15 protein-coding genes and 3 tRNA genes are annotated in these 20,462 nt (G+C 70.4%); 9 read left to right on the top strand and 9 right to left on the bottom strand.

Annotated features, from left to right (window positions below):
• Positions 1 to 21 precede the first annotated feature (21 nt).
• Positions 22 to 1,155 (top strand): hypothetical protein, encoded by a 1,134-nt coding sequence (locus C7C45_RS34420; RefSeq protein WP_208641097.1) that lies wholly within the window; start codon positions 22 to 24, stop codon positions 1,153 to 1,155.
• 342 nt (positions 1,156 to 1,497) lie between these two features.
• Here C7C45_RS34420 and C7C45_RS06750 read toward each other — a convergent pair.
• From C7C45_RS06750 to C7C45_RS06715, 8 genes are all read right to left on the bottom strand, one after another.
• Positions 1,498 to 1,571: transfer RNA gene (locus tag C7C45_RS06750), tRNA-Phe, on the bottom strand.
• 99 nt (positions 1,572 to 1,670) lie between these two features.
• Positions 1,671 to 1,744 (bottom strand) — tRNA-Asp (locus C7C45_RS06745).
• 52 nt (positions 1,745 to 1,796) lie between these two features.
• Positions 1,797 to 1,869: transfer RNA gene (locus tag C7C45_RS06740), tRNA-Glu, on the bottom strand.
• Positions 1,870 to 2,022: 153 nt separating this feature from the next.
• Entirely contained in the window at positions 2,023 to 2,808 is a 786-nt protein-coding gene (locus tag C7C45_RS06735) for a polysaccharide deacetylase family protein (RefSeq protein WP_110562784.1), read from the bottom strand.
• Between the two features lie 73 nt (positions 2,809 to 2,881).
• A complete protein-coding gene (locus C7C45_RS06730) occupies positions 2,882 to 3,823 on the bottom strand; it encodes a MerR family transcriptional regulator (RefSeq protein ID WP_110562783.1) in 942 nt (313 codons plus the stop codon).
• Positions 3,813 to 4,433, bottom strand: coding sequence for an isopentenyl-diphosphate Delta-isomerase (idi, locus tag C7C45_RS06725; protein ID WP_110562782.1), 621 nt, complete (start codon positions 4,431 to 4,433; stop codon positions 3,813 to 3,815). Before idi ends, C7C45_RS06730 begins: the two co-directional genes overlap by 11 nt.
• Positions 4,430 to 5,911, bottom strand: a complete 1,482-nt coding sequence (gene crtI, locus C7C45_RS06720) for a phytoene desaturase family protein (RefSeq protein WP_110562781.1) — start codon at positions 5,909 to 5,911, stop codon at positions 4,430 to 4,432. Before crtI ends, idi begins: the two co-directional genes overlap by 4 nt.
• A gap of 28 nt (positions 5,912 to 5,939) precedes the next feature.
• Positions 5,940 to 7,082: a polyprenyl synthetase family protein gene (locus C7C45_RS06715; RefSeq protein WP_110562780.1), complete on the bottom strand. Its 1,143-nt coding sequence runs from the start codon at positions 7,080 to 7,082 to the stop codon at positions 5,940 to 5,942.
• Positions 7,083 to 7,147: 65 nt separating this feature from the next.
• On the opposite strand from C7C45_RS06715, the gene C7C45_RS06710 reads away from it, so the two are divergent.
• Positions 7,148 to 8,071: a phytoene/squalene synthase family protein gene (locus C7C45_RS06710; protein WP_110562779.1), complete on the top strand. Its 924-nt coding sequence runs from the start codon at positions 7,148 to 7,150 to the stop codon at positions 8,069 to 8,071.
• Between the two features lie 81 nt (positions 8,072 to 8,152).
• Here the strand turns inward: C7C45_RS06710 and C7C45_RS06705 are convergent, their stop codons facing one another.
• Positions 8,153 to 9,229, bottom strand: a complete 1,077-nt coding sequence (locus C7C45_RS06705; RefSeq protein ID WP_110562778.1) for a serine hydrolase domain-containing protein — start codon at positions 9,227 to 9,229, stop codon at positions 8,153 to 8,155.
• 92 nt (positions 9,230 to 9,321) lie between these two features.
• Here C7C45_RS06705 and C7C45_RS06700 point away from each other — a divergent pair, with 92 nt between their 5' ends.
• The 7 genes from C7C45_RS06700 to C7C45_RS06670 all read left to right on the top strand — a co-directional run bounded on the left by C7C45_RS06700 (position 9,322) and on the right by C7C45_RS06670 (position 20,341).
• Positions 9,322 to 10,797, top strand: coding sequence for a dihydrolipoyl dehydrogenase family protein (locus tag C7C45_RS06700; protein ID WP_110562777.1), 1,476 nt, complete (start codon positions 9,322 to 9,324; stop codon positions 10,795 to 10,797).
• 92 nt (positions 10,798 to 10,889) lie between these two features.
• Positions 10,890 to 11,894: a LacI family DNA-binding transcriptional regulator gene (locus tag C7C45_RS06695; protein WP_110562776.1), complete on the top strand. Its 1,005-nt coding sequence runs from the start codon at positions 10,890 to 10,892 to the stop codon at positions 11,892 to 11,894.
• Positions 11,895 to 12,227: 333 nt separating this feature from the next.
• The gene (locus tag C7C45_RS06690) at positions 12,228 to 13,607 is read left to right on the top strand and encodes an ABC transporter substrate-binding protein (RefSeq protein WP_110562775.1); all 1,380 of its coding nucleotides are present in this window, start codon (positions 12,228 to 12,230) and stop codon (positions 13,605 to 13,607) included.
• An 86-nt stretch (positions 13,608 to 13,693) separates the two neighbouring features.
• Positions 13,694 to 14,650, top strand: a complete 957-nt coding sequence (locus C7C45_RS06685; protein WP_110562774.1) for a carbohydrate ABC transporter permease — start codon at positions 13,694 to 13,696, stop codon at positions 14,648 to 14,650.
• Between the two features lie 11 nt (positions 14,651 to 14,661).
• The gene (locus C7C45_RS06680; protein WP_110562773.1) at positions 14,662 to 15,549 is read left to right on the top strand and encodes a carbohydrate ABC transporter permease; all 888 of its coding nucleotides are present in this window, start codon (positions 14,662 to 14,664) and stop codon (positions 15,547 to 15,549) included.
• A gap of 100 nt (positions 15,550 to 15,649) precedes the next feature.
• The gene (locus tag C7C45_RS06675; RefSeq protein ID WP_110562923.1) at positions 15,650 to 17,314 is read left to right on the top strand and encodes a glycoside hydrolase family 13 protein; all 1,665 of its coding nucleotides are present in this window, start codon (positions 15,650 to 15,652) and stop codon (positions 17,312 to 17,314) included.
• A 141-nt stretch (positions 17,315 to 17,455) separates the two neighbouring features.
• The gene (locus tag C7C45_RS06670; RefSeq protein WP_110562772.1) at positions 17,456 to 20,341 is read left to right on the top strand and encodes a galactose-binding domain-containing protein; all 2,886 of its coding nucleotides are present in this window, start codon (positions 17,456 to 17,458) and stop codon (positions 20,339 to 20,341) included.
• Positions 20,342 to 20,462 lie beyond the last annotated feature (121 nt).

Raw genomic sequence — 20,462 nt, 5'->3', positions numbered from 1 at the left:
GTGCAGGCGGGGCGGGAGAACATGAGCGAGCACGCGCAGCAGCGGGAGCCGGGCCGGGTGGACCCGGACGTCCTGCTCGACATTCCGAAGGTCTCCGTCGACTCCATCCGGCTGGCGGTCGACGGCCTGGACGCCGACCTCTCGCTGCGGGCCCGGGTGGCCAACCTGCTCCAGGTCGACGCCGGAGTGCGGGTGCACCTCAACGGCGGCGAGCTGGACGTCAACGGGGTGCACGCCGAGGCGCAGCTGCGGGTGCGGTTGGAGCAGTTGGCCAACATTCTGGGGCGTGCGCTCGACACGCTCGACAACAACCCGCAGATCATCGAGGCGCTCGCTCGGACAGCCGCCACCGCCGTCGACGACGGGCAGCGCAGCGCGCAGCAGTTGGCCGCGGGGGTCGGGCCGTCGGCGGGGCGCTCCGCTGGCGTACTCGACGAACCGGGCCAGCAGGGGCGCGCCCTGGCCGACGGTGTTCGACCAGGTTCCGTTCGTCCGGGGCCGGGTCGCCCAGCGTCCGGTCCCGTCAGCGCGGGAGCGCATGCCGAAGGCCTCGGGCCTCATGCCGGGGGTCCCGGATCCAGCGGCGGGGGTCCTGGGCCTCATGCCGGAGGTCCCGGGCCCAGCGGCGGGGGTCCTGGGCCTCATGCCGGAGGTCCCGGGCCCAGCGCCGGGGGACCCGGATCTCAAGCCGGTGGCCCCGCGTCAGGGGACCGGACCCGACAGGAGGTCGGCGGAACGCAGGGCCCCCAGCCGGGAGGTCGGCGGCACGGGGAGCGGCATCATCCCGCAGGGCAGCGGCCCGCCGACCCGGCTGAGGGGCAAGGGTCTGCGGGCCCGGGTGCGGGGCAGCGGTCGGCCGGCTCGGGTGCGGGGCAGGGGTCGGCCGGAGCGGGCCGGGGAGCCGAGGGCCCGGCGGGAGCGCCGACCGGGCAACCCCGCAACAGGCCCGATGAGTCGCCCGCCCCCGGTCCGAGCCCGTCCGGAAATGGTGACGGGGGCGGTGGGCTGCCGGGCGGGGCGTACGCGGCGGCGCAGAGCGCGGCCCACCTCGCCGAGCAGGCGGGGGAGACGCTGCGGCAGGCCGGGCGCAGCGTCTGGGAGGCGATCCAGGAGGGCATGGCGCAGCACCGTCAGCAGGGGCGCCGCGATCAGTGAGGTTCGCTGCCCTGAAGGAAGAAGGAGTCGGCGCCGGGATCGGGGACCCCGGCTAGGCCCGGAGTAGCCGCAGTGCGGGAGCCGCGCCGGCGCTGCCGCCACATGATCGACTCAATTTCGGCGACATTGCGGTATCCGGGCGCTCGGATGCCCCCATATCGGGGAAGTTGAGTGGATCTTGCCGGTCCGGGTCTGGTCCGGACCTGCCTGGACTGAAGCTGCGGACGATTACCCAGGTGACCAGGAGTGGCCGATCAGGATTGTCGCCGAACCGCCGTAACAGCAAGATCCCCACCTGCGTTTCCGCTGGTGGGGACCTCTGTAGCCCGGCGAAAGGCTATGTGGCCAGGGGCGGGGTCGAACCGCCGACCTTCCGATTTTCAGTCGGACGCTCGTACCAACTGAGCTACCTGGCCGTACCGCTCGGCTCATGTTACCCGCCAACCGGACGAACCGGCGGCAGGGTGACCTGCTCCGATACGCAGAACGCCGCGCGAGGCGCGGCGTCAGCGCTGCGGTCCTGACGGGACTTGAACCCGCGACCTCCGCCTTGACAGGGCGGCGAGCACTCCAACTGCTCCACAGGACCTAGCTTGTGTTGCTCCGGCTTTCGCCGGTCGTGCTCCGGCTTTCGCCGGTCGTGCCCCCAACGGGATTCGAACCCGTGCTACCGCCTTGAAAGGGCGGCGTCCTGGGCCGCTAGACGATGAGGGCGGCCCCGCCATCATTGCACATTGCAACTTCAAGCGGACTTGCTCCCATCCGGCCCCGCCGGAGGCTTGGAAAGCATACGTGATGCCGGGTCGGTCGACAAAATCGGTGTCGGCAAGGGCTTTGGGCTGGGCATAACTGCAGGTCAAGGCCGGTCTAGCGGAGTCGGGTGATGCCGAAGCGTTGCTTCAGGTCGGCGATCAGGTGGGGGCAGGCGGCGAGCGTCGCAGCCCGATTACCGCCTCCGTCATGCAGCAACACGATGGAGCCGGGGCGAGCGGCGGAGTGGACTCGCTTGCCGATCGTGGCGGCGCTCGGCTTGTCCCAGTCCTGTGGGTCGACCGACCAGTGCAGGGGGCGCATGCCGAGATCCTTCGCGACCGCCAGCACTTCCGACGTCCACCGACCCCCCGGCTGTCGGTAGAAGAGCACCTTCGCGCCGGGCGACGCCGCCTGGATGGCCTTGTTGGTGCGTTCCAGGTCGGCCTTGATCTCGGCGACAGGTCGCCGAGCCAGGTCGAGGTCGTGTCGCCAACTGTGGTTGCAGAGCTGGTGGCCCTCGCGGACGATCCGGCGGACCAGCTCCGGATGGCGCTGCACCTCGCTACCGACCACGCAGAAGGTGGCGGTCACCTTGGCCGCCCGCAGTTGGTCGAGCACCTTGGGTGTCCAGGCCGGGCTGGGTCCGTCGTCGAAGGTCAGGACCACCGGGCGTACGCCGGTGTTGCGCCGCAGGCCGGTTGGGAGCTTGGCCGGCAGCGGTCGCAGCGGAGGCTTGGTCGGCTTGGCGACGGTGGGGTGCGGCGACGGGGTGGGGGCTGGCGTGCTCGATTGCACCGGCTGCGGTGCGCCGGCGGGTGCGATGGTTCGGTCCGGTTGGGCACAACCGGACAAGACCAGCGCCATGGCGAGGACGGACGCCAGGACGGCGCGGGCTTGCATGTGCTCGCTCCCGGGGGTCGGGGTAGGCGGACCACCCGACGGTAGTTCACGCCGTCAGCGGGCGACAGTGCGGTCAGTCATGCCTCGACTGGTCCAGCGAGTCACGGACCGCGACGGCGAGCGAGACCGCCTCGGCCAGGTCGACCGGCCGGACCACCCCCGCGGGGAGTGTGTCGGCCCGCCACCCGGGGCCGGCGGCGAGCACCAACAGTGGGCGGCGGGGAGCCGCGAGCAGCGCGCTGAGCTGAGCCGGGTCGGCGGTGGCCCGGGTGTGCGACCAGAGCACCACGGCGGCCGGTCCGGTCCGGTTGACCGCCTCGACGAGGGCGGCCACCGGCACCCGGGCGCCGAGCGCCCGGTAGCTGACACCGGCCTCCGCGAGAGCGGCTGCCAACGCCTCCAACGGCAGTGTGTGCTGTTCCTCGTCGGCGCAGGAGAGCAGGATCCGGGCCGTCCCGGTGGGAACCTTGGCCCGACTGGCTGCCGCGAGAGCCTCCGAGACGCAGCGGGACACCAGATGTTCCACCTCGATCAGGCCGGCGGTGGCGGCGTGGCGTTCGCCAATGCCGGCGAGCACCGGGCGCAGCAGGCCTTCCCAGGTGGCGATGACGCCGCCAGCGGCCAGGGTGTGTGCGATCGTCTCGCTGATCGCCGCCGCGTCCAGCCGCATGGCGGCCCGGGCCAACCCGCGGGCCGCCGGGCCGGCGCGGCCCACCGGGATGGTTCCGCCGCCGTCCCGACCCGGTCGCTGGATCCGGCTGGGGGCGACAGTGCCAGTGGTCGGATCCGGTGCCTGGCGGGCCCAGCGGGCCGCCTCCGCGGGGCTCACCCCGTCGGCGGTGAGCCGTCGCATGATCTCGAGACGGGCCAGGTCGCTGGCGGTGTATCGACGGTGGTGGCCGGGAACGTGTTCGCTGGGCCCGAGCCCGTAGCGCTGGTGCCAGGTGCGCAGGGTCGTCACCGCGACCCCCAGCCGGCGTGCGACCGCGCCCGCGCTCAGCGCCTCATCGACCACCCGACCGCTCCGCCGTGTCATCCGCCGACGAGCCGGGCGGGGTCACGGCCGAGCCGGGTACGCCCGGGGTGGCCCCCGAGGGGTGCAGCAGCCGGTTCACCACCCCGCCCAGCCAGGGCGCGTACGACCGGGGGTCGAGGTCCAGTTCGGCCTCCAGTGCGGCGGGGTCGGCCCACCGTAGCTCGGCCACCTCGTCCGGGCTCGGCTGTAGCGGGGCCGCGGGCAGGAAGTCACCCCGCAGCACGTGGTCGTACTCGAATTCGACCCGACCGGTCGCGGGGTCCTCGGCGTAGTAGACGTAGACGCCGACCTCGGTCAGCTCGACCGGGCCCGTGCCCAACTCCTCGCGCAGCCGCCGGTTGGCCGCCTCGGCGAGTGACTCGCCCGGCTGGGGGTGGCCGCAGCAGGAGTTGGCCCAGCGCAGCGGGAACCGGGTCTTGATGGCTGCTCGGCGCTGAAGTAGCACCTGGCCGTCCGGGTCCACCAGCAGCACCGAGAAGGCCCGGTGCAGTTGTCCCGGGGGCTGGTGTGCGGCCGCGACGGTCATCTCGCCGTGCGCTTTGCCGGTCTCGTCGACCAGCTCGACCAGGTGCTCCTCGCGGGCGCTCATCGGCCTTCCCCGGTGATCCGGCCGGCGGCGAGCTTGCCGGAGATGAGCACCATCGGTACGCCGACGCCGGGCTGGGTCCCGGAGCCGACGAAGACCACGTTCGACAGGTCGCGGTGCAGGTTCGAGGGGCGGAACGGGCCGGTCTGGAAGAGGGTGTGGGCGGCGGCGAACGGGGTGCCCGCGGCCATTCCCTGCTCCTCCCACTCGGCCGGGGTGATCGCCCGCAGCACCTCGACCCCGGCACCGAAGCCGACGTAGCCGCGCTCCTCCAGGGTGCCGATCAGTTGGTCGCTGTAACGCTGGGTCAGGTCGCCCCGCCACTCGAACGGGGCCCGCTCCAGGTTGGGCACCGGGGCGAGCACGTAATAGGTGTGTCGGTCGGGTGGGGCCACCGTGGGGTCGGTTCGACTCGGGTTGGTCACCAGCAGCGACGGGTCGGTCATCAGTTCGCCTCGCCGGATGACCTCATCGAAGGTGCCCTTCCACGCGCGTCCGAAATGGATGTTGTGATGGGCGATCTTTGCATAAGCCTGTCGGGAGCCGACGTGCAGAACGACGCAGGACGGGGAGTAGGTGATCCGGCGCTGCCGAGCGGCGGGGAGCAGGTCCCGGTAGGCGACCGGCAGGTCGGGGTTGAGCACGACCACGTCGGCCGGCACCAGTTCGCCGTCGGCGGTGAGCACGCCGGTGGCACGGCCGTTCGCCGTCTCCACCCGGGTCACCGTCGTGTCGTACCGGATCTGCACGCCGTGCTTCTCGGCGGCGCCGGCCATCGCCTTGGAGACCGCGTGGATGCCGCCGCGCGGGAAGTAGACCCCGGCCACCGAGTCGAGGTACGCGATGACCGCGTAGATGGCGAGCGCGTCGTGCGGCGCGAGGCCCGCGTACATCGCCTGGAAGGAGAAGATCCGCTGGGTACGCGGGTCCCGGAAGAATTGGTTGATCTTCGTTTGGAGGCGTCGGAAGGCCCCACCGGTGAGCAGCTTGAGCAGGTTGCCGGTGAGCAGGTCGGTCGGCGCGTCCAGGTTGCGTTCGATGAAGTCGGCCCGCTCCAGGCGCCACAGCTCCCGCGCGTAGTCGACGAAGCGCAGGTAGCCGTCGGCCTCGCGAGGCCCGCAGACCCGGGAGATCTCGGCCGCCATCCGGGCGGGGTCGGTGCGGACGTCCAGGGTCGAGCCGTCCGGGTAGTAGGCCCGGTAGGCAGGGTCGAGCGGGGTCAGGTCGAGCCAGTCGTGCAACTCCTCACCGACCGCGCCGAGCGCCTCGGCGATCAGGTCGGGCATGGTGAGCACGGTCGGGCCGGTGTCGAATTCGTAGCCGTCCACGCCGAGCCGGCCGGCTCGCCCGCCGGGCACCGGCTCGCGCTCCAACACGGTCACCTGTCGGCCGCTGCCGGCCAGGTGCAGCGCGCAGGCGAGCCCGCCCAGCCCGGCCCCGACGACCACCACCCGGTCCGTCCGTCCTGTCACCGTCCGCACGTGACCACCTCCTGGAGAAAGTCGAACATCATGCTCGCCGGTTGGTGACGGCGGTGGCCAGCCCGGTCAGCGCGGTCCGCGCCGTCCGGTCGACGGGTGCGGTGTCGAGCGCGGCCAGCGCGTCGCCCACCCGCTCGGCGATCATCCGCTCCACCCGGGCCACCGCGCCGGTCTCGGCGACCAACTCGGCGAGCCGGTCGACCGGTCCGTCGGTGGCCCGCTCCAACGCCCTGAACTGGGCGGGTGTGGCCAACTCCTGAGCCAGCATGAGCAGCGTGGTCGGTTTGCCGGTGCGCAGGTCGTCACCGGCCGGCTTGCCGGTGGCGGTCGGATCGCCGTAGACGCCGAGCAGGTCGTCGCGGAGCTGGAACGCTTCGCCGACGGCCAGGCCATAGCGGGTGTACGCGCAGGCCAGCGGATCGTCGGCGGGCACCCCGGCCAGGCAGGCGCCGAAGAGCAGTGGTCGCTGCACGGTGTAGCTGGCGGTCTTGTAGCGGGCGACGCGCAGCGCGCGGTCGACCGACCAGCTCACCGGGTCGTTCTCGCCGAGCACGTCGAGATATTGCCCGGCGACCGTCTCCACCCGCATCTGGTCGTAGCAGCGGCGGACTTCGAGCAGTCGGGCCGGTGGCACCGTGGCGCGGGCCAGCAGCCGGTCGGCCCAGACCATGCAGAGGTCGCCGATGAGCACGGCGACGGCCTCGCCGAATCGCTCAGGATCGCCCCGGTGGCCGGCCGCGATGTGCTGCTCCGCGAGCGCGATGTGCGCGGTGGGACGGCCGCGACGGGTCGTGGACGCGTCCATCACGTCGTCGTGCACCAGTGCGAAGGTGTGCAGCAGCTCCAACGCGGCCAGCGCGGGCAGCACGGGCGGCAGTGGCTCGGCACCGCCGACCGCACCGCGCCAACCCCAGTAGGCGAACGTGGAGCGGATCCGTTTGCCGCCGGCCAGGACGGTCTCTCGGGCGGCGGCAGCGAAGCTGCCCATCGATGTGTCGACTTCGGTGAGGGAGTTGACCTCGGCGGTGAGGAAGGTGGTCAGGGTCTCGTGGACCGCCGTGACCAGCTCCTGGGTGTACGCGACCAGAACGGCACGGACCGGGTCGTCCCGGTCGTCCGGCACTGCCGCCGCCACGGGGGTCGCATTGCCCGCCACTGCGTCGTTGGCCATGCGGCTGAGCGTACCCTAGGCTACGAGTTGCGTCGATTGGTGCGTCGATAAAATGAGGAGGGCCGGTGGATACTGATCTCACCGTTGCCTATGACCGGTGCCGTGAGCTGCACAGACGCCACGGCCGCACCTACTATCTCGCCACCCGACTGCTCCCCGCTTGGAAACGACGACATGTGCACGCCCTCTACGGGTTCACCCGGTTCGCGGACGAGATCGTCGACCGCACCGAGGAGCTGCCGACGGCCGAGCGGGCCGCCCGCCTCGACGACTGGGCCGGCCAGTTCATGGCCGGCCTGCACGGTGCGCCGGTCGACGACCCGCTGCTGCCGGCCGTGCTGCACACGATCGCCGTCTTCGATCTCGACCGGGACGATTTTGCGTCGTTTCTGAAGAGCATGGCGATGGACCTGACCGTCACCGCGTACCCGACCTACGACCACCTGCTCGACTACATGGAGGGCTCGGCGGCGGTCATCGGCACCATGATGCTGCCGATCCTGGGCAGCTCCGATCCGGCAGCGGCACGGGAGCCGGCGCGGCAGCTCGGCTTCGCCTTCCAACTCACCAACTTCATCCGGGACGTCGCGGAGGACCTCGACCGGGGCCGCACCTACCTGCCCGATGAGGACCTGGCGAAGTTCGGGGTCACCCGCGACGAGTTGGCCATGGCCCGCGTCCGGCGCCGCGGCACGTCCCGGATCCGCGAGCTGATCGAGTACGAGGTGACCCGTGCTCAGGCGCACTACGCCGCCGCGGCGCCCGGCATCACCATGCTGGCGCCGGCCTCGCAGGCCTGCATGCGTACCGCGTACGCCCTCTACGGGGGGATCCTCGACGAGGTGGCCGCGCAGAACTACGACGTCTTCGTCCGGCGGGCCCTGGTGCCGCAGCGCCGACGGATGACGGTGGCCGCACGGGCTCTGCTCACCTCGACCGGTACGCCGGTCACCATCCCGGGGCCGACGGTCCACCCGGCGGCCCGGTGACCGCGAGCACCGCGATCACCGGGCCCTCGCCGACCTGCGCGCCCAGCTGCGCGAGTGGGAGCGCCGTGTTGACGTGCGCCGTCACAGCACGGAGTGCAGCGCCTCGACCAGCTCGTCGACCCGGTCGTGCTCGGCCAGGTGGGCGGTGGCGTACGCGAAGGTGTAGCCGCGCTCGGGGTCGGCCCACGCACTGCTGCCGCCGAGGCCACCCATGCCCCAACTGTCGTCCGGCTCCCGCTGCATGCCCAACGTCCACTGGACCGGGTTGCCCAGCACCAGGTCCGGCCCGTCGTACTGGACCCGGGTCGCCTCGGCCACCAGCTCCGGGCTGAACAGCCGGACGCCGTCCAGGACACCGCCGGCCAGCAGGCCGGTGTAGAGCCGAGCCAGGCCGGCCGAGGTGGTGTGCAGGTTGACCGCGGGCATCTCGGCACCGCGCCAGAGCGGGCTGTTCAGCACGGCCACGTCCAGCCCGCCGGCCGGATTGCCCATCGCTCGCGCGCGCAGTGCTCCCGGCGCGCCGAGCTTCCGACTCGGCCATCCCGGGTCGCCGTACCGCAGGTCCGCACAGCGCCGCTGGTCCGCCTCGGCCAGCCCGAAGCCGAGGTCGAGCTGCCACCGGCCGGCGATCTCCTCGGCCAGGAAGCGGCCAACCGACCGTCCGTCGACCCGCCGGACCACCTCGCCCACCAGGTGCCCGTACGTCCAGGCGTGCTCGCCGGCCACCGAGCCCGGCGGCCACTCGGGGTCGGCGGCGGCCAGGTCACCGGCGAGCAGCGCCCAGTCGGCGATGGCGGCGGCCGGCCGGGGCACCGGAAAGGCGGGCAGCCCGGCGGTGTGCGACAACACCTGGCGGACGCTGGCGGGGGTGCGGAACTCCGGCCAGTACCGGGCGACGGGAGCGTCGAGATCGACCTTCCCCTGGTCGACGAGCATCAGCAGGCAGAGCGCCGCCACCGGTTTACCGGCCGAGTAGACGTTCACCAGCGTGTCCGGCCGCCACGGCTCGCCGTCGTGCCCAGCGCCGGTCCGGCAACCGCCGACCAGGTCGACGACCGGCTGCCCGTCGTACCAGATGGTCAGGCTGGCGCCGGTCTCCCGACCGGCGGTGAACAGGTCGTGGAAGCAGTCCCGGACCGGAGCGAAGCGCGCGTGCATCCCGCCACGGTAAGCGGCCGGGGCTGGTCGGCGTGCCGACTTTTCCTCCGGCCCCGGTGGTTGCCGTGTTGTCGCTGGGGGATGCTGTTCGAGTGGCGGAGCTGGAGCTTGTGGATGTGGTCGTGGTGGGGCTCGGCGTCGGTGGCGAGGAGGTGGCCGAGCGGCTCGCCGAGGCCGGCCTGAGCGTCGTCGGCATCGAACGGGACCTGGTCGGTGGGGAGTGCCCGTACTGGGGCTGCATCCCGAGCAAGATGATGATCAGGGCCGCCAACGCGCTCGCCGAGGCCCGCCGGGTCGACGGGCTGGCCGGGACTGCGCAGGTCCAGCCGGACTGGGCTCCGGTGGCGAAGAGGATCCGCGAGGAGGCCACCGACACCTGGGACGACACGGTCGCGGCGGAGCGGTTCATCGGCAAGGGCGGCCGGCTCGTCCGAGGCAGCGGCCGGTTCGACGGCCCGGGCCGGGTCCGGGTCGGTGACCAGGTGTTCCAGGCTCGGCATGGGGTCGTGCTGGGCACCGGCTCCCGTCCGTCGGTGCCGCCGATCGACGGTCTGGCCGACACGCCGTACTGGACCAACCACCAGGCGATCGAGGCCGACCAACTGCCGGAGTCGCTGCTGGTGCTCGGCGGCGGCGCGATCGGCCTGGAGCTTGCCCAGGTCTTCGCCCGCTTCGGAGTCCGGGTCACCGTGGTGGAGGCGCTCGACCGGGTGCTGGCCGTCGAGGAGCCGGAGGCGTCCGAGGTCGCCGCCGCGGCGCTGCGCGCCGACGGCGTGGAGATCCACACCGGGGTACGCGCCGAGCGGGTCGAACACGACGGGACCCGGTTCACCCTGCACGGTGGCGGCGGGGTGGAGTTCACCGCCGACCAACTGCTCGTGGTGACGGGCCGCAAGGCGCACCTGGAAGAGCTGGGGTTGGACACGATCGGCGTGGACGCCGGCCAGCGCTTCCTGCCGGTCGACGACCGGTTGCACGTCACCGACCAGGTCTGGGCGGTCGGCGACGTGACCGGCGAGGGCGCCTTCACCCACATCGCCATGTACCAGGCGGGGATCGTGATCGCCGACGTGCTGGCCCGTACCCGGCAGGCGGAGGCGGGGGCGGACGCCAGCGGGACCTCCAGCGTGGTCGGCGGCGCGATGGGCGCGTCCAGTTCGCTGGCCGCCAGCGGGTCGAGCGGGGCCGCCGGTACCGTCCCGCGAGCCGACTACCGCGCGCTGCCCCGGGTGACCTTCACCGATCCCGAGGTTGGCGCGGTCGGGCTCACCGAGCGGCAGGCCCGTGAGCGTGGCATCAACGTGCAGGTCGGTTTCACCAAGCTCGGCAGCTCGACCCGGGGTTGGATCCACCAGGTCGGCGACGACGGTTTCATCAAGCTCGTCGCGGATGCCGACCAGGGCGTGCTGATCGGCGCGACGTCGGTCGGCCCGGCTGGTGGCGAGGTGCTCTCCGCGCTGGTGGTGGCGGTGCACGCGGCGGTGCCGCTGAGTCAGCTCCGCCACATGATCTACGCGTACCCGACCTTCCACCGCGCCATCGAGGCGGCACTGCACGATCTGTCCTGACGGGGACGCCGGCCAGAACGCGGCAGCGAGCGAGCAATCGTTGCGCACTTTGCTGTTCATTTCTTTCATAGCGGTGACGTACTATTGCGACCGTGACCAAGCGGTTGACTGAAGTTGCCAAGAAGGCGGGCGTCAGCGAGGCCACCGTCAGCCGGGTGCTCAACGGCCGCGACGGTGTCTCCGAGGCGACCCGGACCGCCGTGCTGACCGCGCTGGACGTGCTCGGTTACGAGCGGCCGACAAAACTGCGCGGGGAACGGGCCCGCCTCGTCGGGCTGGTGCTGCCCGAGTTGCAGAACCCGATCTTCCCGGCGCTGGCCGAGGTGGTCACCGGGACCCTCGCCCAGCGTGGCTACACCCCGGCCCTCTGCGCCCGGACCATCGGTGGTGTGTCCGAGATGGACTACGTGGAGATGCTCCTCGACCACCAGGTCTCCGGGGTGATCTTCGCTGGTGGCTCGTATGCGCTCACCGACGCCCGGCACGACCACTACCGTCGGCTGACCGAACGGGGTCTTCCGGTGGTGCTGGTCAACGCGGGCGTGGACGAGTTGGGTTTCCCCCGTGTGTCCACGGACGACGCGGTGGCGGTGGAGCAGGCGTACGGGCACCTGCGCTCGCTCGGGCACGAACGGATCGGCATGGTGCTCGGCCCGGAGGGGCATGTGCCGTCCCGCCGCAAACTGGACGCGATGATCCAGGTGGCGGGCTGGGGCGACGACGAGGCGGAGTGTGTCGAGCGCTCCAGCTTCTCCATGGAAGGGGCGCGGGTCGCCGCGACCAAGTTGGTTGAGCGTGGGGTGACCGGCATCATCTGTGCCAGCGACGTGCTGGCGTTGGGCACGATCCGTGCGGCCCGGCGGCTGGGTCGTTCGGTGCCGGGTGACGTGTCGGTGGTGGGCTACGACGACTCCGCGTTCATGACGTGCACCGACCCGCCATTGACCACGGTGCGGCAGCCGATCGAGACGATGGGGCAGGCTGCCGTGGACCTGCTGGTCACCCAGATCGAAGGCGCCGGCGTGCTGCACGACGAGTTGCTGTTCGAGCCCGAGCTGGTGGTTCGCGGCTCGACCGCGCCTGCCCCTGGTCGCTAGGGACCGCACCGCACGACGCTTCGGCCGTCGACCGCTTCGCGCGGTCGGCGGCCGTTTTCGTCGTTGCTCGCCACGAGCGGGATCGACCGGGCCGAATGACCCTCCATAAGTGAGCAAAAGCCAACATGTCGGGCTGCTTTCACAAGCTTGCCAACATCTGTCGCAATCACGTCGCGTCCTTTCGGAACGGGGTCGATACCTTGCCGAAATGAGTCGGCCTCGTTACAGTGACTCCACTCACACCTGGCTCCGACGCAGCTACTGGGCGTCAGGTCGTATCACCGCAGATCAGCGAAGGTCATTGGAGACACCCGTTCCCGAAGGGATGGACAGATGTCCGTACCGCAATACCGAAAGGCTGCGGCGGTTGCGCTCGTGGCCGGCCTGGGGCTCAGCCTCACGGCGTGCTCCACGAAGGGCGACGACAAGGACTCGACCGCCGGCGGCAAGGTCACCATCACGGTCGACTGCCAGCCGGTCGGGGCCCAGAAAGAGCTGTTGAAGAACTGGAACGACGACGTCGCCGAGTTCCAGAAGCAGAACCCGGACATCATCATCAAGAGCGTCAGCGTCGGCGAGCAGTGCAACAACCCGCCGGACTTCACCGCTCGCCTCGCCGGTGGCACCGTGACCGACGTCTTCTACGGGTACATGACCGACCTTCAGCAGGTGCTCGACTCCGGTCAGGCGATGGACATCACCCAGTACGCCAACAAGGACACGATCTCCACCTGGGACAGCGTCGACCCGGCGCTCAAGGAGGTCTTCACCGACGGCGGCAAGCTCTACGCCGTTCCGGTCAAGAACTACTCGATGGGCCTGGTCTACAACAAGGTCCTGTTCCAGAAGGCCGGGCTCGACGTCAACAACCCGCCGAAGACCTGGGCCGACGTCCGGGCCGCCGCCAAGAAGATCTCCGCACTCGGCAACGGCATCGCCGGCTACTCGGAGTACAGCGCCGGCAACACCGGCGGCTGGCACTTCACCTCCCTGCTCTACTCCCAGGGCGGCCAGGTGCTGACAGCGGACGGCAAGAAGGCCGACTTCAACAACGCCCAGGGCAAGCAGGTCCTGCAGAACATCAAGGACATGCGGTACGGCGACAACAGCATGGGCTCCCGCCAGCTGCTGCAGTGGGGCGACCTGCTGACGAACGCCGGCGCGGGCAAGGTCGGCATGTTCATCGGTGCACCGGACGCCACCCAGGCGATCGTCAGCCAGTTCCAGGGCAAGTTCCAGGACTGGGCGATGAGCCCGCTGCCCGGCCAGGACGGCGCAGCGAAGGGGACGCTCGGTGGTGGCGAGGGCTACTTCTTCAAGAAGGACCTGACCCCCGAGCAGGTCAAGGCCGGTATGAAGTGGATCGCGTACCAGAAGCTCACCCCGGGCAAGGGCCAGTTCGACTACGTCCGGGCCAAGCCGCAGAACTACCCGGTGGGTCTGCCCCAGCCGCTGCTCTTCGCCAACGGCAGCGACGCGCAGAAGCAGGAACTGGAGCTGCGCAAGGCGAACGCGAACGTCGACACGGCGAACTTCGCGCTCTTCGAGGCCACCCCGGTGCCGATCAAGGGTGAGCCGCGCAACGCACAGGCGGTCTACGCGGTGCTCGACGCCGCGATGTCCGGTGTGCTGACCAACCCGAACGCGAACATCGACGCGCTGCTCAAGACCGCCGAGGAGAAGGTCAACCAGCTCCTCGCCGCCGAGAGCTGACCGATCGTGTGGGGGCCGGGACGCCGACCCGGCCCCCACGCCATTCGCACCACATCTCGACGTCACCGACTCACCCAGGAGTTGCCTTGGCGATCACCACCGTCCCGCAGACCCCCAGGAACGCGGGCCGCCCTCCGTCGCCGTACTCGGCGGGGCCGCAGCGCACCAGCCTCGGCCGCAAGGTACGGGACAACCTCACCGGTCACGCGTTCCTGATCGGCGCGGTGCTCTGCTTCGTCGTCTTCTCCTGGTACCCGATGGTCCGCGGCATCGTGATGAGCTTCCAGCGGACCCGGCGCGGTGAGACCACCTGGGTGGGCTGGGACAACTACTCCCGCATCATCGCCGACCCCAGCTTCTGGACGGCCTGGCAGAACACGTTCTACTTCACGGTCCTGGCGCTGGCCCTCGGGTACGTGGTGCCGTTCTTCGTGGCGATCCTGCTCAACGAGTTCCGCCACGCCAAGGGGTACCTGCGCATCCTGGTCTACCTGCCGGTGATGCTGCCGCCGGCCTCGGCGCTGTTCCTCTTCAAGTTCTACGCCTACGACCCGAGCGAGGCCGGGCTCTTCAACGCGATCCTCAAGGCGCTGCACCTGCCCACCTCGCAGTGGATGCAGTCGCCGGAGATGACGATGCCGGCGATGGTGGTCGCGTCCACCTGGATGAACATGGGCGGCGCGGTGCTGATCTACCTGGCGTCGTTGCAGAACATTCCCGGCGAGCTCTACGAGGCCGCGGAACTCGACGGCGCCGGGATCTGGAAGCGGATCCGCCACGTGACGATCCCGCAGACCCGGTTGATCCTCGCGCTCCTGGCGATGCTCCAGATCGTCGCCACCATGCAGCTCTTCATCGAGCCACTGATCCTCGCCAACGGTGCGGGCGCGGAGGACTCCGCGACCTCGGTGGCGTACCTCATCTACCAGCACGGGTTCTTCCAGAACGACCTCAACGGCGCGGCCGCGCTGGGCGTGATCATGCTCGTGGTGCTGGCCGGCTTCTCCGCCGTGTACGTGCGGCTGACTGCGAAACAGGACTAGGACGGCGAGGAATGGCACAGGATTCCGGAACCCGGACCCTCATCTCTCATGCCCAGCTCAGCCGGGGGCGCGGCCGGGTCATCTACTGGACGCTGCTGGTCGTGGTCGTGGCGGGGTTCACGCTCGTCTTCCTCGGGCCGCTCTACTGGATGGTCACCGGCGCGCTCAAGTCCGGCCAGGAGATCGCCCAGACCCCGCCGTCGCTGTTCCCGAAGGACCCGCAGCCGCAGAACTACGTCGACGCGTGGAACAACCTGGCCCTCGCCAAGCTGCTGTTCAACACCTTCTACTACGCCATCGGCGCGGTGCTGTTCCAACTCGTCTTCGACAGCGCCGCCGCGTACTCGCTGTCCAAGCTTCGACCGATCTTCGGCAACACGATCCTCGCCCTGATGCTGGGGACCCTGATGATCCCGGCGATGGTCCTCATCGTTCCGCAGTACGTGACGGTGCTCGACCTGCCGATCCTGCACATCAACCTGCTCGACTCACCGTTCGCGATCTGGCTGCCGATGGTCGCGAACGCGTTCAACATCTTCCTGTTGAAACGGTTCTTCGACTCGATCCCCGAGGAGTTGATGGCGGCCGCCCTCATGGACGGGGCGTCCTCGCTGCGCACGCTCTGGTCGATCATCCTGCCGCTGTCGCGCCCCATCCTCGGCGTCGTCTCCATCTTCGCCGTGACGGCGGTCTGGAAGGACTTCCTCTGGCCGAAGCTGGTCATGCCGTCGCCCGAGACCCGGACGGTCAGCGTCGGCATCTACACCTTCGCGGGCGGCACACCGATGAACGTGGTGATCGCCGCGTCGGTCATCGCCGCGATCCCGACTGTCATCATCTTCCTGATCTTCCAGCGGAACATCATGTCCGGTCTGACCACGGGCAGCATCAAGGGATAGCGACCACCGGTCCTCCCGCGCGGCGAACAACGACCGTTCGCCCGACACATATCTTCCTCCGGCGAACCCGCCGACGTACTGACGCAGAAAGCAGGTGCTCGTGTCCACAGCTGACAGAAGTCCGTGGTGGCGTGGAGCGGTGATCTACCAGGTGTATCCCCGGAGCTTCGCGGATGGCAACGGCGACGGCATCGGCGACATCGCTGGCATCCGGTCGCGGCTGAATCACCTGTCCGCGCTCGGCATCGACGCGATCTGGTTCAGCCCCTGGTACCCCTCGCCGATGGCCGACGCCGGCTACGACGTGTCCGACTACCGCGACATCGACCCGGTCTTCGGCAGCCTCGTCGAGGCGGAGGCACTGATCGCGGAGGCGCACGCGCTGGGCATCCGGACCATCGTCGACGTGGTGCCCAACCACTGCTCCGACGCGCACCCCTGGTTCCAGGCCGCGCTCGCCGGCGGGCCCGACGCGCCCGAACGGGACCTGTTCTGGTTCCGGCCCGGCCGGGGCCCCAACGGTGACCAACGGCCCACCGACTGGATCGGTGAGTTCGGTGGCGAGACGTGGACCCGCACCACCAACCCGGACGGCACCCCCGGCGACTGGTACCTGCACCTGTTCGCCCCGCAGCAGCCGGACTTCAACTGGGACCACCCCCGGGTACGGGCCGAATTCGAGGACATCCTGCGGTTCTGGTTCGACCGGGGCGTGGACGGCATCCGGATCGACTCGGCCGGACTGCTGGTCAAGGACGGGACGCTGCCCGAGGTCCAGCCCGACCAGCCGCACCCGTTCCACGACCTCGACGGGGTGCACGACATCTACCGGGGCTGGCGTCGGGTCGCCGACGAGTACACCGACCGCGCGCTGATCGGTGAGGTGTGGCTGCCGGACCGGCAACGGTTCGCCAACTACCTGCGCCCGGACGAACTGCACGCGGCGTTCAACTTCGACTTCCTCGGCTGCGCGTGGGACGCCTCGGCGCTGCGCGAGAGCATCGACGGGACGCTGAGCGCGCACGCGCCGGTCAACGCGCCGGCCACCTGGGTGCTCTCGAACCACGACGTCACCCGACACGTCACCCGCTACGGGCGGGCGGACACCAGGTTCAGTTTCGCCGCCAAGCGCGAGGGGACACCCACCGACCTGGAACTGGGCACCCGCCGGGCCCGGGCCGCCGCGCTGCTGTCGCTGTCGCTTCCCGGCGCCGCCTACGTCTACCAGGGCGAGGAGTTGGGCCTCTACGAGGTCGAGGACATTCCGTACGCGCTGCGTCAGGACCCGATGTGGGAACGTTCCGGCCGGATCGACCCCGGGCGGGACGGCTGCCGCGTACCGCTGCCCTGGGGCGGCGACGAGCCGCCGTTCGAGTTCAGCCCCGCCGGTTCCGCGGCGCCCTGGCTGCCCCAGCCGGCCGACTGGAAGGACCGGACCGCCCGTGCGCAGACCGGCGACCCGGCCTCGATGCTGGAGCTGTACCGGGCTGCGATCCAGGCCCGGCGGGCCGAGCCGACGCTCGGTGACGGCGAACTGACCTGGCTGCCAGCACCGGACGGGGTGCTCGCGTTCAGCCGCGGCGGTGGCTTCAACTGCCTGGTCAACCTCTCCGACATCCCGGTTCCGATGCCGGCCGACGGCGAGGTGCTGCTGGCCAGCGGGCCACTCGACGACGGGTTGCTGCCGTCGGACACCGCCGTCTGGTTGCGTACCGCCGAATCGGCGGACGGGCCGCGCGTGGCGGACGGACCCGGCCTGACCTGACTCTGCTCGCCCGTGGTGCCGGCGGCCCGTCCCGGCCGCCGGCACCACGCCACCCAGGAGAGGAGGAGCAAGGGGGGAACGCGTAACGCCGCACCGACACGGGGGGATCTGGCCTGCCTGACGAAAGGGAGAGCGCAGCTCATGGCCAACCACACCACCGGCACCCCGCACCATCTCCGACACCCGACCCGGGCAGGGTTGGCCGCCATCGCCGCCACCCTGCTCGCCGCCACATCGTTGACCGCACTCGCGGTCACCGGCACCGCGACCCCGGCCTCGGCGGCCGGGCTGTCCCCCTTCGACATCACCGGCCGGGGCGCCACCGTCCCGTTCATCGAACAGGAGGCGGAGGAGGCCGCCCACAACGGCACGAAGATCGGCCCGGACCGGCGCTACGGCACGCTGCCGTCCGAGGCGTCCGGCCGGGAGGCGGTCACCCTCGACGCAGTCGGCGAGTACGTCGAGTTCACCCTCAGCGCCCCGGCCAACGCGGTCACCTTCCGCTACAGCCTGCCGGACAACTCGGCGGGCACCGGCCGGGACGCCGCCATCGACCTGCGGGCCAACGGGAACCTGCTGAAGTCGGTCCCGGTGACGTCGAAGTACGGCTGGTACTACGGCGGATACCCGTTCAACAACAACCCGGGCGACACCAACCCGCACCACTTCTACGACGAGACCCGGGCGATGTTCGGCGGCACCCAGCCCGCCGGCACGAAGATCAGGTTCCAGGTCTCCTCGACCGCCCAGTCGCCCTCGTTCACCATCGACCTGGCCGACTTCGAGCTGGTCGCACCGGCGATCACCAAGCCCTCCGGTGTGCTCGACGTGGTCACCGACTTCGGCGCCGACCCGAGCGGCGCGACCGACTCGACCGCGAAGTTCCAGGCGGCGGTCGACGCCGGAAAGGCCCAGGGCCGGGCGGTCTGGATCCCGACCGGCACCTTCACCCTCTGGGATCACGTGGTGGTCGACGGGGTGACCCTGCGCGGCGCCGGCCCCTGGTATTCGGTGCTCGGCGGCCGGCACCCCACCGAGCGGAACCGGTCCGTCGGCATCTACGGCAAGTACGTCCCCGGTGGCGGCTACACCGGCCCGGTCCGCTCGCACGAGGCGAACGGGCCGAGCCGCAACGTCACACTGCGGGACTTCGCCATCATCGGCGACATCCGCGAACGGGTCGACGACGACCAGGTAAACGCGCTGGGCGGGGCGATGACCAACTCGGTGGTCGACAACCTGTGGCTGGAGAACACCAAGGTCGGGGCGTGGATGGACGGCCCGATGGACAACTTCACCATCCGCAACAGCCGGATCCTGGACCAGACGGCGGACGGGGTGAACTTCCACACCGGCGTAACCAACTCGACGGTGACGAACACGTTCGTCCGCAACACCGGCGACGACGCGTTGGCGATGTGGGCGCAGAGCGTGCCGAACGTCAACAACTCCTTCACCCACAACACCATCGGCGTGACCCTGCTGGCGAACCACCTGGTCAGCTACGGCGGTCGGGACATCAAGATCACCGACAACGTGACGGCCGACTCGCTGACCAACGGCGGCGGCATCCACGTCGCCAACCGCTACCCGGGTGTGCAGGGCGCCACCGGGGTCCAGGGCACCTGGACGATCGCCCGGAACACGCTGATCCGCAACGGCAACTCGGACTACAACTGGAACTTCGGCGTCGGCGCGATCTGGTTTTCCGCGCTCAACGAGGCGTTCCAGAACCCCACCATCAACATCACCGACACCGACATCCTGGACAGCTCGTACGCCGCGCTGCACTGGATCGAGGGCCAGACCAACGGGATCAACCTCAACAACGTGCGGATCGACGGCGCCGGCACGTACGCGCTCCAGGTGCAGGCGAACAGCCAGGTGTCCTTCACCAACGTGCGGGCCACCAACATCGCGCAGAGCAACCCGATGCACAACTGCGTGGGCGCCGGCTTCCAGATCACCCAGGGCAGCGGCAACTCCGGCTGGTACACGTCGACCCCCTACTGCGGCCCGTGGCCGGAGCCGCGGTGGGGCGGCGGACCCACCACTCCGCCGCCGACCACCCCGGCGCCCACCACGCCGCCCCCGACGACCCCGCCGCCCACCACGCCGCCACCCACCAGCGGGGGGAACCTGGCGCTGAACCGGTCGGCGACCGCGACCAGCACCAACCAGAGCTACACGGCGTCCAACGTGGTGGACGGCAACGCGGCCAGCTACTGGGAGAGCGCCAACAACGCCTTCCCCCAGTCGGTCACCATCGACCTGGGCGCGTCCCGGTCGGTCGACCGGGTGGTGCTCAAGCTGCCCAGCGGTTGGGAGCAACGCACCCAGACCCTGTCGGTGCTCGGCTCCACCGACGGCTCGTCGTACACCACGCTGGCATCGTCCGCCGGTCGGGTCTTCGCCCCCGGCACGGGCAACACCGTGTCGATCGTGCTGCCCTCCGGTGACCGCCGCTACATCCGGGTCACCGTCACCGGCAACTCCGGCTGGCCGGCCGCTCAACTGTCCGAGGTCGAGGTGTACGGCGGCACGTCCAGCACGCCATCGCCCACCACGCCACCCCCGACCACCCCGCCCCCGACCACGCCGCCGCCCAGCGGCAACCTGGCGGCCGGGCGGTCCATCACCGAGACCAGCCACTCCGACGTGTACGCCTCCCCCAACGCGGTGGACGGCAACCCGAACACGTACTGGGAGAGCGCCAACAACGCCTTCCCGCAGTCGCTGACGGTGGACCTGGGCGCCAACCGGACGGTGTCCCGGATCGTGCTGAAACTCCCACCATCATCGGCCTGGCAGACGCGCACGCAGACGCTCTCGGTGCTCGGGTCCACCAACGGCTCGTCGTTCAGCACCCTGAAGGCGTCCGCCGGCTACACCTTCAATCCGGGCAGCGGCAACACGGTCACCGTGACCTTCACGGCGACCAGCCAGCGGTACCTGCGGCTGACCGTCACCGGCAACACCGGCTGGCCAGCCGGCCAGCTCAGCGAGTTCGAGGTGTATTCCAGCTAGATCGGGTGCCCCCGCCCCGCCCAGGGCGGGGGCACCAACCCGCACCGTCCCCCACCTGTCGCGGAACGACGGGCGTACCCCTGCACCCGTCGCCGGGCAACGCACCCACACCCACCCCCGA

Origin of the sequence: Micromonospora arborensis (genome assembly GCF_003205615.1) — a bacterium.
GTDB lineage: Bacteria > Actinomycetota > Actinomycetes > Mycobacteriales > Micromonosporaceae > Micromonospora > Micromonospora arborensis.
Note: the sequence above shows the minus strand (reverse complement) of the source record. Positions and strands in the feature narration are given on the sequence as shown.